Annotated in this window: 19 protein-coding genes; 14 read left to right on the top strand and 5 right to left on the bottom strand. The window is 42.1% G+C overall.

The genetic code is table 11. The features are described from left to right. Nucleotides 1–24: 24 nt before the first annotated feature. The 4 genes from FHS68_RS01195 to FHS68_RS01180 all read left to right on the top strand — a co-directional run bounded on the left by FHS68_RS01195 (nucleotide 25) and on the right by FHS68_RS01180 (nucleotide 2,515). Nucleotides 25–1,005, top strand: coding sequence for a pyruvate dehydrogenase complex E1 component subunit beta (locus tag FHS68_RS01195; RefSeq protein WP_167266422.1), 981 nt, complete (start codon nucleotides 25–27; stop codon nucleotides 1,003–1,005). Nucleotides 1,006–1,136: 131 nt separating this feature from the next. Then, nucleotides 1,137–1,523 (top strand): TraR/DksA family transcriptional regulator, encoded by a 387-nt coding sequence (locus tag FHS68_RS01190; protein ID WP_167268658.1) that lies wholly within the window; start codon nucleotides 1,137–1,139, stop codon nucleotides 1,521–1,523. Nucleotides 1,524–1,629: 106 nt separating this feature from the next. Then, nucleotides 1,630–1,890, top strand: a complete 261-nt coding sequence (locus FHS68_RS01185) for a DUF6922 domain-containing protein (protein WP_167266420.1) — start codon at nucleotides 1,630–1,632, stop codon at nucleotides 1,888–1,890. After that, entirely contained in the window at nucleotides 1,880–2,515 is a 636-nt protein-coding gene (locus FHS68_RS01180) for a nucleotidyl transferase AbiEii/AbiGii toxin family protein (RefSeq protein WP_167266417.1), read from the top strand. The genes FHS68_RS01185 and FHS68_RS01180 overlap by 11 nt, the downstream gene beginning before the upstream one ends. Nucleotides 2,516–2,520: 5 nt before the next feature. Here FHS68_RS01180 and FHS68_RS01175 read toward each other — a convergent pair whose 3' ends face one another. Further along, nucleotides 2,521–3,741: a metallophosphoesterase family protein gene (locus tag FHS68_RS01175; RefSeq protein WP_167266414.1), complete on the bottom strand. Its 1,221-nt coding sequence runs from the start codon at nucleotides 3,739–3,741 to the stop codon at nucleotides 2,521–2,523. Nucleotides 3,742–3,786: 45 nt separating this feature from the next. Here FHS68_RS01175 and FHS68_RS01170 point away from each other — a divergent pair, with 45 nt between their 5' ends. Beyond that, nucleotides 3,787–4,620 carry a polysaccharide deacetylase family protein gene (locus tag FHS68_RS01170; protein ID WP_167266412.1) on the top strand — a complete coding sequence of 278 codons (834 nt, stop codon included), beginning with the start codon at nucleotides 3,787–3,789 and terminating at the stop codon, nucleotides 4,618–4,620. 7 nt (nucleotides 4,621–4,627) lie between these two features. Here FHS68_RS01170 and FHS68_RS01165 read toward each other — a convergent pair whose 3' ends face one another. The 4 genes from FHS68_RS01165 to FHS68_RS01150 form a co-directional block, all read right to left on the bottom strand. Next, complete coding sequence (locus FHS68_RS01165) at nucleotides 4,628–5,743, bottom strand: acyltransferase family protein (RefSeq protein ID WP_310588487.1); 1,116 nt, start codon at nucleotides 5,741–5,743, stop codon at nucleotides 4,628–4,630. Nucleotides 5,744–5,768: 25 nt separating this feature from the next. Then, nucleotides 5,769–6,290: a KdsC family phosphatase gene (locus FHS68_RS01160; protein ID WP_167266409.1), complete on the bottom strand. Its 522-nt coding sequence runs from the start codon at nucleotides 6,288–6,290 to the stop codon at nucleotides 5,769–5,771. 64 nt (nucleotides 6,291–6,354) lie between these two features. Next, complete coding sequence (locus FHS68_RS01155) at nucleotides 6,355–7,158, bottom strand: Rossmann-like and DUF2520 domain-containing protein (RefSeq protein ID WP_167266406.1); 804 nt, start codon at nucleotides 7,156–7,158, stop codon at nucleotides 6,355–6,357. A 51-nt stretch (nucleotides 7,159–7,209) separates the two neighbouring features. Continuing rightward, the gene (locus FHS68_RS01150; protein WP_167266404.1) at nucleotides 7,210–7,941 is read right to left on the bottom strand and encodes a 3-keto-disaccharide hydrolase; all 732 of its coding nucleotides are present in this window, start codon (nucleotides 7,939–7,941) and stop codon (nucleotides 7,210–7,212) included. Nucleotides 7,942–8,095: 154 nt separating this feature from the next. Here FHS68_RS01150 and FHS68_RS01145 point away from each other — a divergent pair, with 154 nt between their 5' ends. From FHS68_RS01145 to FHS68_RS01105, 9 genes are all read left to right on the top strand, one after another. Next, nucleotides 8,096–8,785: a hypothetical protein gene (locus tag FHS68_RS01145; protein ID WP_167266401.1), complete on the top strand. Its 690-nt coding sequence runs from the start codon at nucleotides 8,096–8,098 to the stop codon at nucleotides 8,783–8,785. 182 nt (nucleotides 8,786–8,967) lie between these two features. Beyond that, complete coding sequence (gene rplM / locus FHS68_RS01140; protein ID WP_167266399.1) at nucleotides 8,968–9,411, top strand: 50S ribosomal protein L13; 444 nt, start codon at nucleotides 8,968–8,970, stop codon at nucleotides 9,409–9,411. Nucleotides 9,412–9,414: 3 nt separating this feature from the next. After that, complete coding sequence (gene rpsI / locus FHS68_RS01135; RefSeq protein WP_167266396.1) at nucleotides 9,415–9,801, top strand: 30S ribosomal protein S9; 387 nt, start codon at nucleotides 9,415–9,417, stop codon at nucleotides 9,799–9,801. 187 nt (nucleotides 9,802–9,988) lie between these two features. Continuing rightward, the gene (gene rpsB / locus FHS68_RS01130; protein ID WP_167266393.1) at nucleotides 9,989–10,813 is read left to right on the top strand and encodes a 30S ribosomal protein S2; all 825 of its coding nucleotides are present in this window, start codon (nucleotides 9,989–9,991) and stop codon (nucleotides 10,811–10,813) included. Nucleotides 10,814–10,937: 124 nt separating this feature from the next. Beyond that, nucleotides 10,938–11,774: a translation elongation factor Ts gene (gene tsf, locus FHS68_RS01125; RefSeq protein ID WP_167266390.1), complete on the top strand. Its 837-nt coding sequence runs from the start codon at nucleotides 10,938–10,940 to the stop codon at nucleotides 11,772–11,774. 134 nt (nucleotides 11,775–11,908) lie between these two features. Then, nucleotides 11,909–12,499, top strand: a complete 591-nt coding sequence (locus tag FHS68_RS01120; protein ID WP_167266389.1) for an RNA polymerase sigma factor — start codon at nucleotides 11,909–11,911, stop codon at nucleotides 12,497–12,499. Between the two features lie 80 nt (nucleotides 12,500–12,579). Beyond that, a complete protein-coding gene (gene mscL / locus FHS68_RS01115) occupies nucleotides 12,580–12,909 on the top strand; it encodes a large-conductance mechanosensitive channel protein MscL (RefSeq protein ID WP_167266386.1) in 330 nt (109 codons plus the stop codon). A gap of 150 nt (nucleotides 12,910–13,059) precedes the next feature. Then, nucleotides 13,060–14,406, top strand: a complete 1,347-nt coding sequence (gene murD, locus FHS68_RS01110) for a UDP-N-acetylmuramoyl-L-alanine--D-glutamate ligase (RefSeq protein ID WP_167266384.1) — start codon at nucleotides 13,060–13,062, stop codon at nucleotides 14,404–14,406. A 13-nt stretch (nucleotides 14,407–14,419) separates the two neighbouring features. After that, nucleotides 14,420–15,592: an FtsW/RodA/SpoVE family cell cycle protein gene (locus FHS68_RS01105; protein ID WP_229211733.1), complete on the top strand. Its 1,173-nt coding sequence runs from the start codon at nucleotides 14,420–14,422 to the stop codon at nucleotides 15,590–15,592.

Here is a 15,592-nt window from a genome sequence, read left to right as displayed (position 1 = left end):
AATTAAATAATCATAAAATTACGAATGAAAGAATTAGCATTCAGAGATGCCATTCGCGACGCTATGTCGGAAGAGATGCGCCTTGACAAAAGTATTTTTCTGATGGGTGAGGAAGTTGCAGAATACAACGGCGCTTACAAAGCCAGTCAGGGAATGTTGGACGAATTTGGTCCCGAGCGCGTGATCGATACGCCCATTGCAGAGCTTGGATTTGCGGGAATTGCGGTTGGAGCTGCCGGAAACGGACTTCGCCCGATCGTCGAATTCATGACATTTAATTTCTCCCTGGTTGCTATTGACCAAATCATCAACAGCGCCGCGAAAATTCTTTCTATGTCGGCAGGACAATATGGCTGCCCGATCGTGTTTCGCGGGCCTACCGGTAATGCAGGACAGCTAGGAGCGCAGCATTCACAAAATTTTGAAAACTGGTTTGCCAATACCCCCGGTTTGAAAGTGGTTGTTCCGGCTAATCCTTATGATGCCAAGGGACTTCTTAAATCTGCCATACGTGATAATAACCCGGTTATTTTCATGGAGTCCGAAGTAATGTATGGAGATAAAATGCAGGTTCCGGAAGAAGAATACCTGATCCCGCTTGGCAAGGCAGATGTGAAACGTCAGGGAAAAGATGTGACGATCGTTTCTTTTGGTAAAATGATACCTCGCGTTGTGATGCCAGCTGCATTGCAATTAGAGAAAGAGGGTATTGATGTGGAAGTCGTGGATTTAAGAACCGTCCGCCCGATTGATTATCCTGCTGTTATTGAATCTGTTAAGAAAACCAACCGCTGCGTGATCGTGGAAGAAGCATGGCCGCTGGCATCTATTTCCTCGGAAATTACCTATCATATCCAACGTCACGCGCTCGATTATATGGACGCGCCCGTGATAAGGGTTACCAACCGCGATGTTCCGCTTCCCTATGCCCCTACACTCATTGAAGAGATATTACCCAATATAAAAAGAGTGGTTGAGGCAGTTAAATCAGTTCTTTACAAATAAAATATAAATAGATCAGACAAAGCCATTTCCTGTAATAGGTTGTGGCTTTGTTTGTTTAATGTTACAAATAAGCAGAATACTAGTACTTTTGTACTTTGAAACGCTCCTTGATAATAACAAAATCAACCAAGATTATGCAAGAAGAACGCACAAGATATTCGGAGGAAGAGTTAAGAGAATTTGAAGCGCTTATTCGTGGAAAATTGGAAGCTACCATGAACGAGCTCAATTATATCAAAGGAGGGCTGAGTAAGAAAAATGACAGCGGCACGGACATTACAGCTGGTTCTGCAAAGCTGGTTGAAGACGGGGCGGATGCAAGTGAACGCGAGAATTTAAGTCAGTTGGCAGCTCGTTTACAGAAATATTCAATCCAGCTTGAAAATGCGCTGGTACGCATTAAAAACGGCACTTACGGCGTTTGCATCGATACTGGCAAGCTAATACCCAAAGAACGTCTTCGCATTGTGCCTCATACTCAGCAGACGATCGAGGCGAAGCTGAGGAGGGCTAGTTAGGTAGGATTTTAGAAAATTTCTAAAGGACAAGTAATCATAGAAATTGCTTGTCCTTTTATTTTTACCGTCGGATCGCTTCTGGCTTGTCACAATTCAAATCGACGCAATGAAAAAAAATATCAGGCCCAATATTCCCGCCAATCTTTTGTGGGAATTTGATTATGCTAACTACAATTTTATCAAATCTTACAAAATTGTAATTGAGCGCGTTTTGGAAAGAGGTAATCTTGAAAGCTGGCGGGAGATTGTAAGATATTATTCAAAAGAACAGATCCTTGAAGCAATAGAATGGTCGGATCGGCTTTCGGAAAGGGATAAGGATTTTTCGCGTCTTTTTGTTTGCTCAGATATGGTCAATGTTAAATAAAGATCCGTTTGTAATCCATCCGGAAACATTCTCTTTAATTCAGGAGTTACAAAAACTGGCCGAGTTAAAAGATTTCTTTTTAGTAGGAGGAACAGCACTGGCACTGCAATATGGGCATCGTAATTCCATTGATATTGACTTGTTTAGCAGAAATGATTTCGTTACTGATGACCTGATAAGTGTCCTTAAAAACCATTTCGACTTACAAGTTTCTTTCCAGAGAAATTCAGGTACTCTTCTCACCTTTATTAATAATATCAAGACAGATTTCATCCGCCATGATTATGTTTTTTTAAAACCGCCCATTCACGAAGATGGAATATCTTTTCTGTCGACAGAGGATATTGCAGCAATGAAATTGAATGCTATTGTCAACTCTGGCAAAAGGCTAAAAGACTTTATTGATCTATTTTTCCTTCTTGAACATTTTTGTCTAAATGAAATAGTGTCATTTTTTGAAATCAAGTATCCACATATGAATGCGGTGATTGCTTTGAAGGCGATTTCTTACTTTGGTGATATAGATCCACAAATGGATCCACCTAAGATGTTGACTAAGATTTCAATCAGTAAAGTTCAAAAGAGAATTAGAGAGGCCATTTTGAAAAGCCATAAGACATTCTAAGTAAATCACTCTCCCTCCGTTCCCAAAACCTCCCTGAAAACCTCCAGTAACCCTTCCGAAGGTTCCTGTCCTTTGTTTTTCGATTTAAAATACTCCTGAAATAATTTTTCCATACTGAGTGTTAGGTCAATTTCAGAGCTGTTCTCCATCACTTCGGTTTTTTTGATTTGTGGGATGATCTGGATAATGCCGGAATGTGCTTCCATCAGACGTTTTTTGTCCGAAGCTTCGAGGTAATTATCAGAAATGATGGTTAGCTCGATCAGATCTTCCGAATGTTCGTGCAACCAGGAAATAGCTTCATCGATGTTGTGGAAGCTTTTTCGACGTAGTTTTTTACCGTTTAACAATTCAATTGGGTGGTAACTCAAGAGTTTTCCGGCTTCGGCTTCAATCAGCACGACGTACTTCGTTTGATTGGCTTCTGAAAAACTATAAGCAAGGGGGCTGCTGGAATAGACGGAAGGCGCAGGATTTTTGTCGACAACCTGATATCGATGCAAATGCCCCAAAGCGATGTAATGGACCTGTTTTGGGAAATTTTCTGTAAAAATGGCCTGGGCGCCGCCGATGTGAAGGATGGGACGTTCATCATCTGGTTCTTCGGGCATCGGGCCGCCTTTCTGCATTACATATAAATGGGTCGCAAGTACATTGAAACCCTGATCGTCGAGGTAATTGTCGGCAAGTTCTTTCCAATGTTCCTGTAAATGTATTCTCAACGCTTCTTCCGAATCTTCCACGCCCAAAAAGGTTTTTAGACGCTGTTCATTGGCATATGGCGTATGTAGGATCCGGAGCGGAAAATCGCAGTTTGGTAGCATGATTTCAATAAATCCTTTTGCCGTGCGCACAACGTCAACTTTGCCTTGGGTGCAAAAGGGTTTCACCTCTGTATTAGGAAACCCTACAAACAAAATCCCGCAAACTTTGGCGAGCGCATCAGGTACCTGAATGCGTTCCGGCGAGTCGTGATTTCCGGCGATGGCGATGACCGCCCGGCTTCCGCTGGCTGAAAGTCGATGTAATGTGCTGTATAAAAGTTCGGTAGCTTCGGATGACGGATTAAAGTTGTCAAACAGGTCGCCCGCCACAACCACAGCATCAACCATTTCACGTTCGGCTATTTCACAAATCTCGTCGAGTACAAGCCGCTGCTCATCCAGTCGGGAGTACAGGTCCAGCTTTTTACCAATATGCCAGTCCGCGGTGTGGAGAATTTTCATTTTGTGTGGTTAATTTAGCGAAAATAACATTTCATCCCCGAAGTATTGAAATATACATTGTCAAGGTTAATCCGACTCTTTCACATCATATTGGCTGCTCTCTCATTCGGAGCAGTGCTAATTGCCTGTCAGCCTGATACCAAAATTGCTAACAAAAGCGGAGTAGCGATTTCTTTTGATGACCACTTTATTAATGAGTGGTACGCCCTCCGACCATTGTTTCAAAAATACAATGCAAAGGTTACCTTCTTCATTACCTGTCCTGATAGCCTTTCAACGGATGAAATCACCAAGCTCAAACAACTGGAAAAGGACGGCCACGAAATTGGTTTTCACAGCACAACGCACGGGAAGTCAACAGAATTAATAGCAGCTGTCGGCCCTGCGAAATACGCCGATCTTGAACTTAAACCTGGGTTGAAGCATATGGCTGCCGCAGGTTTTTCACCCACATCCTACGCACATCCCGGCGGCAACCATAATGATAAAGTTGACTCTGTACTCACGGCTTATGGATTCAAAATACTGCGTGATGTAGCTGTTTCAAGAAGAAAACTGCTTGGTTTACAGGTTTACGCGTTGGCCCCGCGACTTATGAGTTGGATTTATTACAAATTTGACCACCAAACGTCCGTGGATGCATTGCTTATTGACACGGATTCGGGAGTAACCGAAGTGGGAATGAAAGAAGCGATTCAGAAGGCGAAGGCAAGCAATATAGCATTAATGTTGTTTGGCCACGAGCCCCTATACAATGATCCCAAAAATGGAGAATATGGATTTAGCGTAGCGCTTCTTGAAAAGATATTAAGAGAGGCGCATGCTCAGAAGCTAAAATTCTATACGATGTCTGAACTTCCAAGCCAAATTGACCATTGATTTAAACTTACCGCCCAAATTTCCGGTCTTTGAAAGCAAGCAAAGGCTTTTCGAAGTAGGTATAAGACAAGGACGCAACCAACACAGATCCGACAAATGTCGAAATGTAGAGAACAGCTTGATATACAGGCCCTTCCCATTTCGGAGAATTGGCAGTGAGAAGGTTAATGATTAACACAATCACCACCACGTGGTAAATGTAAAGCCCATAAGAAACTTTGCCCAAATGGTTCATAACAGCATTATCAAGGCTGATAATGGTATTTTCATTGCATGAAACATTCAGTACAAAAAATGCAAAGAACATGGCATATACTTCCAGAAAGCCACTAAAATGTATGCCTGAAAGAAATAGGGAGATCAAAAGGCAGTACACAATCACCTGAACCTCTTTCCTGAAAACCACTTCAAGAATCCTGGTTTTTTCTTTGTAAACCAGCCAGGCACACAGTCCACCAAGTGCCATCGTTTGAATGCGGAACTGGCCCAGGAATGTGGTGATGATGGCATCCTTCATTTCCTCGGAAGGATTGACAAAATACAATCCCAAAAATAAAATTCCAGCCGTAATCGCCAGAAATAGCAAAATGATCTGAATACGCCTTTTCGGGTATTTGATCAACCAGGGCCACAGGTAATAAAATTGCTCTTCAACACCAATTGACCATGTCTGAGCACACCAATAGGGAAGGTCGTAAAGGACAAACGCAAAATTGGGGAGTACCAGCAAAAGTAAAGAAAGGCGCTCAGCGGCATGAATCTGGATTTTTTCGGCCGTACCCGGATAGTCGAGCAAGGTAATGTGGGGAAAAACAAAGAAGGAAAGCCCAATGATCAGAAAGTAAATAGGCCAGATCCGGAATACACGACGCAAGTAAAACTTTTTGGCATCAACATTGCCAAATCGCCCCTTCTCTTCCAGCAGCAAATAAGTGATTAGAAAGCCGCTTAAAACGAAAAACAAGCCTACCCCAAGCCTTCCTGCATGCTGAATAATTGGCCAATCGTAAACATTAGCAATTCCCAGAGCATGCTTTGCTTGTTCCAGGTGATGAAAAACAACAAGAAGTGCTGCAATGCAACGAATGCCGTTCAGGTTAGGGAAATAGCGCTTTTTTTCCACTGATTCTATTCCAGGTTGCTCGTTATCATTCGAACCAGGACATCCATTTTCCCTGAGCTTTCAGAACTTGTTCAATAAGGTCACGAACAGCTCCGTAACCGCCATTTTTTGGAGATATATAATCGGCCAATGCTAATATTTCTTCGGCAGAATCGGCGGGACAAGCTGCAAGTATCCCGGTTCGCATGACTTCATAATCGGGCAGGTCATCACCCATGTATACGATTTCGTCTAACGTTATGTTAGTCTCTGCAAGATACTTTTTGAAGACGGGCAACTTCCCGTCGGGAGATGTTCCGATAAAAATATCGGTTACGCCCAGGTATTCCAGACGCTTGCGGACGCCAAGTTGGCTTTGTGCAGATATGATCGCAACGCGGTATCCTAACCTTACGGCGCGATTGATACCATAACCATCACGGACATTAAAAATCCTGGGTTGCTCTCCTGATTCCAAAGCGATTACGCTACCGTCAGTCATGACACCGTCGATATCAAAAATGAATGTGGTAATGCGCTGAAAACGATCCGTTAACGAGGAATTCATGAAATAATGAAGTAGTGAATCCTGCAAATATAGCCTAACTTTTTCCAGACAGAGTGGGTTTCTATTATTTTGAAATATAGAAGTTTCGAATTTTATCGGTTAAAACTCTGTAAATATCCGTCCAGTCTTCGTTGGTTTCCTGCAGATACTCCAGATGCCGGGCGGTTGTTTTCCAGTCGCCGCGACGGGCGGGACCGGTTTGTCCCAACGCAGGATCGTTGGATAACATGGCCTTATAAATGGTAGTCTGGATCAGGGGTTTGAGCAGATCAAAACTTAATTGCTCGCGATCCAGCATGTCATGTGAAACGGTAAGAAGGTAATTAGTGAAATTACTGGCAAAAACAGCGGCTACGTGCAAAATGAACCTTTCATCGGAATCCATCCGGTTTACATTATCACTGACACTTTGAGCCAATTGGATCAATTTGTTTTCAATCAGCTCGCTTTTGGACTCTACACAAAGGGGAAGTGCTTTGTAATCCATTTCAATTCCTTTGGTAAAAGTCTGCAAAGGATAAAAAACGCCGGTATGCACGTATACGTCACTGTATATTTCTACGAGGTTCTGAAATTCGGCGAGTGAGCGGGTACCGGATGTATGCACCAAAATAACGCCTTCCGGAAGAACGATTCTTTCGAGGATCGTTTCAATGGCATCGTCGCTTACCGCAATAACAATCACTTCGGCCTCGCTTTCGGAGAAATTTAGATCTGGCTGAATATTGGTGTCATACAGAAAGGAAGCAAGTTGTCGTGCCTTTTGTGTGTCGCGGCTGTAAACCTCACAGATCCAGTGACCTGCATCTTCAAATGCCTGAGCCAGGTGCCAGGCCACATTTCCGGAGCCAACGAAGGAAATTTTCATGCAGAAGAAGATTTATCCCGTAAGTTATTGGTAGAAAACCATCTTCGCAAATCAATTCACCACAGGGGCAATTTGCTCTGCCGACGTAATTCCGGATGGTAGTTCAAGAATTCGGATGTTGCGAAAATGAATCTCGGCACCTTCGGCTTCCAGGCATATGTAGCCCTTTTTACGCTCCGAGCCTCGTAAACCATTTACAAATTTGCCATTCACGGAAAGTTTGACGGTTCCGTCGACACAAACAACCACATACTTATTCCATTCGCCTTTTCCTTTACACCTTTTTTCGAGCGATTTGCTTCTTGGACCTCTGGGATTGTCCGGAATTGCCTTCATTCCCATTGTTGGGAAAAGCTCACCGTGGACATAGTCATCGGTTGCATGATGTTGTGGTGCATATTCCAGTTCGAGCATTTGTACTTCGATGGCTTTTGTCAAAGGATCATTTTCTTGTGGCGTTCCTTCACTCCATATAAAAACGCCGGAATTCCCTCCTGCTTCCATATGTTTCCATTCGATTTCCAGGATAAAATTTTCATATTGGCGATCGCTCCTCATGACACCAATTGGTTTTCCCAAACAGATTAATGTTCCGTCTTTAACTTTCCAGGTATCTTTGGAAGTATTAACATCCACCCATCCATTCAGGTTTTTTCCATTGAAAAGTGGTTTGAAGGCAAGCATTTCAAAACCTTGAGCATAGCCAGTGCTGTCATAGAAAAGGATGCTAATTAGTAGTAAGAGTGACTTAAAAATTTTATTGCGGTTCGGCGCGTGTCTCATGGGTGACAGGTTTAGAAGAGTATTTAAATTGAAATGATATGCGTTGAAATGATTCAATATCACAATTCTTCTCATGGCGTAGGCTATATTTACTCTGTTAATGGGTTCATAACTATTTACTTTTTCGCCACACTTATTAAACTTAAATTTTTGAATGAAAAGTCTTTACGCTTTCCTTGTTTTGTTCGCAGTTGCCACTGCTGGTTATGGTCAGAATCAGTCAAATGTTAGCGCCGGAATCGATGTCGGGACAGGTTTTCAACAATATGCCTGGGGCCCTTCAGTACTGTACCATGAAGAAATAGGCTTCAATAAAGCTCCCTGGCTCAAATTTGGCTTGGGGATAAGAGGCTGGGGATATTATGGTGGCCGGACGAATTTGTTTACAAAAGATGAAAACAATTATCTGGAATATGGCGATGTTTCAGCCAACGGTCTGAGTTTTGTCATCGGAGCAAATATCAGCTTTTGGCGGATCGACCTGGGTGTTAATACCGATTTGGCGGGCTTGTCTTTCGGTTCAAAGCGACATGGGTATTATGAAAAAACTACGACCGCGCCTGGCATTGGAGAACCATATTATAATACATGGTTAGCGACCTCCCCGGTATTGGTAAATGCGCTTCCTTTGGCATTGAAAAATTACAATGGACAGTCGGAAGCTTATGCCAGAATACACATTACCAGGAATATAGGAATTAAACTTGGCTATGTCTATGGGCAAATAGCCTATGCTACCAAAAAGATTGACGGCAATAAAGTTTTGCTGGACGATCGCCAAAGACGTTTTTATAATACTTATGGAATGCCATATGCGGCATTATCTTTCGCAATATCAGATTGACATTATTGTTCCCGCCCACCGGTTTTATCACTTGAATCTTCATCCAGACTCTTTGGAGAGCGAAATTTCTCAAACGCGCTTGTTATTCAATTTGTTAAACTCTATATTTGCACTCCCATTTTGCGATGGACTGTCTCGTTGCAGTGTAATATATTGAAAATCAATTAAATTTTTTGTTAATCGTGGATACGTTAAGCTACAAAACCATCTCGGCGAACAAAAACACAGTAAACAAGGAGTGGATTGTTGTGGATGCTAAGGATGCAATTCTTGGTCGTTTGGCCAGTGAGATTGCTAAAATTATCAGAGGCAAACACAAACCAAGTTTCACCCCTCATGTGGATTGTGGAGATAACGTAATTGTTATCAACGCCGATAAAGTAAAGTTGACAGGAAAAAAGATGTCGGACAAAATTTATGTTCGTCATACTGGTTATCCGGGAGGTCAACGTTTTCAAACTCCCCGTGAGTTGCTCGAAAAACACCCAGAGCGTGTAATAGAGAAAGCCGTAAGAGGTATGCTTCCTAAAAATCGTTTGGGACGTCGTTTATTTACCAACCTGTTTGTTTACGCCGCTTCGGAACACCCGCACAGCGCTCAGCAACCAAAAGAAATTCAGTTGTAATTCATGGAAGTGATCAACACAATAGGTAGAAGAAAAACAGCCGTGGCTCGTATTTATATGACGCCTGGTAAAGGAGACATCAAAGTAAACGGCCGCGATTACAAAGAATACTTTCCATTCGAAGTTCATCAGATTGTCCTTCAGCAACCATTTGCTGTTATCAGCGGTGGTAATGGTTATGACCTTAAAGTCAATGTAAGAGGTGGCGGTATATCAGGTCAGGCGGAAGCAATCCGTATGGCAGTTTCCCGCGCTTTGGTTGAATACAACGGAGAATTTCGCGGTGCACTTAAGAAAGAAGGGTTTCTTACCCGTGACCCTCGTATGGTTGAACGTAAGAAATATGGTCGCGCAAAAGCTCGTAAGAGATTCCAGTTCTCGAAACGTTAATAAAAATGGTCATATATGGTCATTTATAGTCATTAGGTCATTTATTGTTCTGTTCTATTTCAAACAACAAATGACTATTAATGACAACAAATGACAATCAATGACTTAAATATTGTCCAGACATTGCTTATCGTGCCCGATGCTTTGTGCTGCGTAATTTCAAACACATTTAAAATTTATTTAGACAATGGCACAATTAGAATATAAGGAATTATTGGATGCCGGTGTCCACTTTGGTCACCTTACCCGCAAGTGGGATCCACGTATGGCTCCATACATCTTCATGGAGAAGAACGGGATTCACATCATTGACCTGAATAAAACTTTGAGCTGTGTTAATGATGCTGAGGCCGCATTGAAGCAGATCGTTCGTTCAGGACGTAAGATCATGTTTGTTGCTACTAAAAAACAAGCTCAGGAAATCGTAACGGAAGAGGCAAAACGCCTTAAAATGCCTTACGTCACTGATCGCTGGTTGGGTGGTATGCTTACAAACTTCGGTACGATCCGCAAGTCTTTGAAAAAAATGCAGACTCTTGAGAAGATGCTAAAAGACGAAACCACGGTTAGCAATATTGCGAAAAGAGAACGCCTGATGCTTACACGTGAAAAGGATAAATTGGAAAGAGTGTTAGGTGGTGTAGCTGACTTAACCCGACTTCCAGCGGCCCTTTTCATCGTTGATGTAAAACGCGAGCACATTGCAGTTTCAGAAGCAAAAAGGTTGAACATACCCATTTTTGCAATCTGCGATACAAACTCAAATCCTGATCTGGTTGACTTCCCTATTCCAAGTAATGATGATGCTTACAAAGCGATTTCATTGATCACGCTGGCGATTGGAAAAGCAATTGAAGAAGGTTTAATGGAGCGCAAACAAGATAAAGACGATCAGCGCATGGTTGAGGAAGAGGAAGCCAAACGTCAGGTCGACAAAGGCAGTGATGAAGCTGCTCCTGCACCACGTGCGGAAGTCGCTCAGGAGGCGGTTGCTGATGGTGGAGAAGAATAATATTAGGGCGATATGACTTGGGTTTTAAAGTCCCACATTTATATCTGATCAGATAAAATAGCCCATAGCCATTTCGCTATGGGCTATCATTTTTTAAGAACAATAATCTATACAAAATAAGATCATGGCAATTACCGCACAAGATGTAAACAAACTCCGCCAAATGACCGGCGCGGGCATGATGGATTGTAAAAAGGCACTTCAGGAAGCTGATGGTGATTTTGAGCAGGCTGTTGATATTCTACGTAAACAAGGACAGAAAGTTGCTGCGAAACGTGCAGACAATGCTGTTTCAGAAGGAACTGTACTTGTACAAATCAGTGCTGACGGGACCAATGGTAAGCTGATCGCTTTCGCCTGCGAAACGGAACCGGTTTCTAATGTTGAAGATTTTAAAATTCTGGCGCAAAGCATTTTGGATAAAGCTGTGTCAGACAACATTACGGATAAGGAATCATTGCTTTCTTCAACATTATCCGATGGCCGTCCAGTTAGTGAGCACATTATTGATCTTGTTGGTAAACTCGGCGAAAAACTTGAAATCACAGCGTACGAAAATGTCACTGCTGATCAGGTTGTTCCTTATATCCACTCAAATGGAAAATTGGGCGTACTTGTTGCTTTCAATGGCGTAAACGGAACGGACGTTAATGAATTGGGTAAAGATGTTGCAATGCAAATTGCCGCTATGAAGCCAATTGCCCTGGATAAAGACGAGGTGGATTCTGCAACTGTTGAACGTGAAATTGAAGTCGGCAAAGAGCAGGCAAGAGCAGAAGGCAAGCCGGAAGCAATGCTTGAAAAAATTGCTCAAGGTAAACTTCAGAAATTTTACAAAGACAATACACTTCTGAATCAGGAGTTCGTAAAAGATTCTTCGTTGACAATTCGTCAGTTACTTGAGAAAACTGCCAAAGGATTAAGCGTAACGTCCTTTAAACGTGTAGCGATAGGCGGATAGGAGTTTTCGCTGTTAAAATAATGTTGACAACGCCTGGTATGTATTTGTATACCAGGCGTTGTTTTTTAATATTTACAAAAAAATCTATTTACCCTACCATTCTTTTACACACTATCAGCGATTTTTAATAAAGAATGATTGAAAAATTGGTTAGCCATTATGTGCCCTATAATGCTTCGGACGAAGAATTAGCACGACTTTTCATAGAATCAAAAGATAATCGGTATTTCGAACAATTGTACGAAAGATATGCTTTCAAAGTTCACCAAAAATGCCTGTTCCTGACACGGGACGCTTCTAAGGCTGAAGATGTTACCCATGATGTGTTTCTTAAACTGATATTCAAAATGAATACATTTAAGAAAGACGCCAAATTCTCAACGTGGCTTTTCTCGATTACCTATAATCATTGCATGGACCTGATGCGGACCAGCAAACGGCGGATAGTTACCGTTCATGAAGCAGATGTCGATCTCATTGACGACGACTTCGATATACATAAAATTTTCGACCTGGAAGAAGTTGACACGACAAGTCTGAAAGTTGCCTTAAAGCATTTGAACCTGGAAGAGAAAGCCATGATTTATTTGAAATATCTCGATAACAGAACAATCCGGGACATTGCTGATATCTTCAACGTTACCGAAAGCGCTATGAAAATGAGGTTGATGAGATCAAGGGAAAAATTAAGAAAGAGATATCTAGAGACGATTCTCTTCGGGTAAGTTTTTTTAAAAGTTGATTAGTCCCTTAGCATCGGATTTTATATTCTTTTTAATTTTATTCAACTAACCTACACTTATTTATGATTCAGGAATTTAAAACCTTCATTGCCCAGGGTAACGTACTTGATTTGGCTGTCGGCGTGGTCATTGGCGCATCTTTCGGTAAAATCACTACCTCTCTGGTAGAAGACATTATTAATCCCATACTTGGCTTGCTGATTGGCGGTGTTGATTTTACTCAACTTAAAATAGTCCTGAAAGAAGCGGTTGACAAGACGCCAGAGGTCGCGATTAAGTACGGTAATTTCATTCAGGTTCTCATCCAGTTTGTCATCATTGCGTGGGTTATTTTCATGATCGTTAAAGTGGCGAACAGGTTAAGATTTACTGAATCATTAAAGAAGGAATAGGTCCATCTTATAGCAAAAAATTTTAGAAAGAGGCATATAAAATGTGCCTCTTTTTTTATTCATGATATTGGTTGGTATGTAAAAAAAGTTTTGAGCAAATGATTTACCTTCGTAGGATACGCGGATTTTTCAACGTTTAAAACAGTTTTTGTGCAAAAAAAGGTGGTGATCTTGGGTGGTGGGGAGAGTGGCGCTGGTGCTGCGATTCTTGCAAAATCCAAAGGCTTTGATGTTTTTTTATCTGATAAAGGACTATTGCATCAAAAGTATGTGGATGTCCTGATCAGGGAAAACATCTCATTCGAACAAAGCCAGCATTCCGAAGCGATCATCCTGGAAAGTGATCTGGTCGTGAAAAGCCCTGGAATTCCTGACACTGTTCCTCTTATCGTTGCATTGAAAGAAAAGGGTGTTGAAGTAATTTCTGAAATTGAATTTGCTGCCCGTTATACCAATGCCCGCCTGATTGCAATTACCGGCAGTAATGGAAAAACCACCACGACGCTGCTTACTTACCATCTCCTGAAAAATGCGGGATTGAATGTAGGCCTGGCTGGCAATATTGGTGAAAGCTTCGCATTACAGGTAGCTGAAAAGGATTTTGATTTTTACGTACTGGAAATCAGCAGTTTTCAGCTTGATAACATTGTCGATTTCCACCCAAATATTTCGATCATTCTTAACATTACCCCCGACCATCTGGACCGTTACGGGTACGACTTTCAAAATTATATTGACTCTAAGTTTAATATTATCAGAAATCAAACCGAAGACGATTATCTAATCTATTTTACAGATAGTGAGGTACTTACATTGGAATTGGACAAGAGAAAGCCAGCTGTAAAAAATTTGGGAATTTCGCTGGAAGAAGTTTTGTCAACTGGATCATATCTGCTGGATCAAAATCTGGTGTCCCATATTAATGGCCAAACTTTTGAGCAGAATTTCTCGCAGCTTCCGATTATGGGGCCACATAATGCAATCAATGCGTTGGCAGCTATTTCAGTTGCGCAGCTTTTGGGAATTAATCAAGATAAAATAGCGGAGGGATTAAAGTCATTCACAAATGCCCCCCACAGATTGGAGGAAGTAGAAATTATTGACGGGGTAACTTATGTCAATGATTCCAAAGCAACTAATGTGGACTCCGTGTTTTACGCTTTGGGAAGCTTTAATCAGCCGGTAGTTCTGATTGCTGGCGGCGTCGACAAAGGAAATGATTACAGCCAGATTGAAGAATTGGTGCGTAATAAAGTGAAGGGGTTGATAGTTTTAAGTAAAAGTTTCGAAAAGCTGAAAGACTACTTTTCGGAAGTGGTACCTCAGATTTACACTACGCAGGATATCCAGGATGCGGTTAACAAAGGAAAGGAATGGAGCGATCCGGGAGATATTGTTTTATTGTCGCCCGCTTGTGCCAGTTTCGACCTTTTTCGCAATTACGAGGACAGGGGAGACAAATTCAAGGCAGCTGTCAGAAATTTAATTAGCCAATAACCATCCAACATTTATGCTAGCGGGCACCAATATGGATTTTTTGCAAAAGACAAGGGAGGACACCCAGGTTTGGTTTGTGAAAAACCTCAAAGGAGATCCCTGGATCTGGGGTATCTGCATTGTGATGCTACTATGGAGTATTGTGGTCGTTTACAGCGCGAGTGTCAAGGACGCTTACAGCCAGATGGATGGGAATACTGAATACTATCTATACAAGCATGTTATACTGTGTGCAGTGTCGCTGGTGGTTATGTATTTTGTGCATAGAATTCCTTATATCAGATTTGTATATGTCACCCGGCTTGCCGTGTGGAGTTCAATTCTGTTACTGATCTTCACAATGTTTTTTGGAACGTCGGTCAACGATGCTTCCAGGTGGATCGAAATACCTGTTATTGGTCAGCGATTCCAACCTTCTGAATGGGCCAAAGTTGCACTGATTGCGCACTTGTCCCTGATTTTGGCAAGACATATTAAAGGTGGCTGGAATACCCGAGAGCTTTTTATGGAGCCGTTATCATTGGTTGGCGTGGTTTGCGGATTGATTTTTACAAGCAATGTATCAACCGCAGTCATGTTAGCAGGCATTTGCTTTCTGCTCATGTTTGTTGGTAAAGTCCCTTTGCATTATTTATTCTTTACGGCATTTGGGCTGGTGTTTTTTGCTACGATCGCCATCCTTCTGAATTCTACACAAAGGGCCGGTACCGCCCAAAACCGTATTTCTGCATTTTTTGACAAAGATGTTGTCGTATACCAGTCCCAGCAATCGTACATGGCTATGGCGCGTGGGGGCCTGTATGGTGAAGGAGTTTCAAAAAGTCGTCAGAGAAGATTTCTTCCCGAACCGCAAAAAGACTTCATTTTTGCTGTCGCCGTTGAGGAGTACGGCACTTTGGGAGGCACAATACTGATCATTTTTTATCTCATTCTGCTTTACAGAGGCCTCAAAGCCATAGAAGCGACCAAGCGTCCATTCGGAGGGCTATTGTCGGCCGGACTCACATTTATCGTGGTAAGTCAGGCATTTTCGGCAATGGCGGTTACGGTAGGTTTGGTACCTGTGACGGGGCAGACATTGCCATTTTTTAGTCAGGGAGGAACCTCACTGATATTTACAGGAATAGCAATGGGAATGATCCTGAGTGTCAGCCGCGGTGAAATCGCGGAAGAGAAACGTATTTAA

Origin of the sequence: Dyadobacter arcticus, assembly GCF_011762185.1 — a bacterium.
Lineage (GTDB): Bacteria > Bacteroidota > Bacteroidia > Cytophagales > Spirosomataceae > Dyadobacter > Dyadobacter arcticus.
Note: the sequence above shows the minus strand (reverse complement) of the source record. Positions and strands in the feature narration are given on the sequence as shown.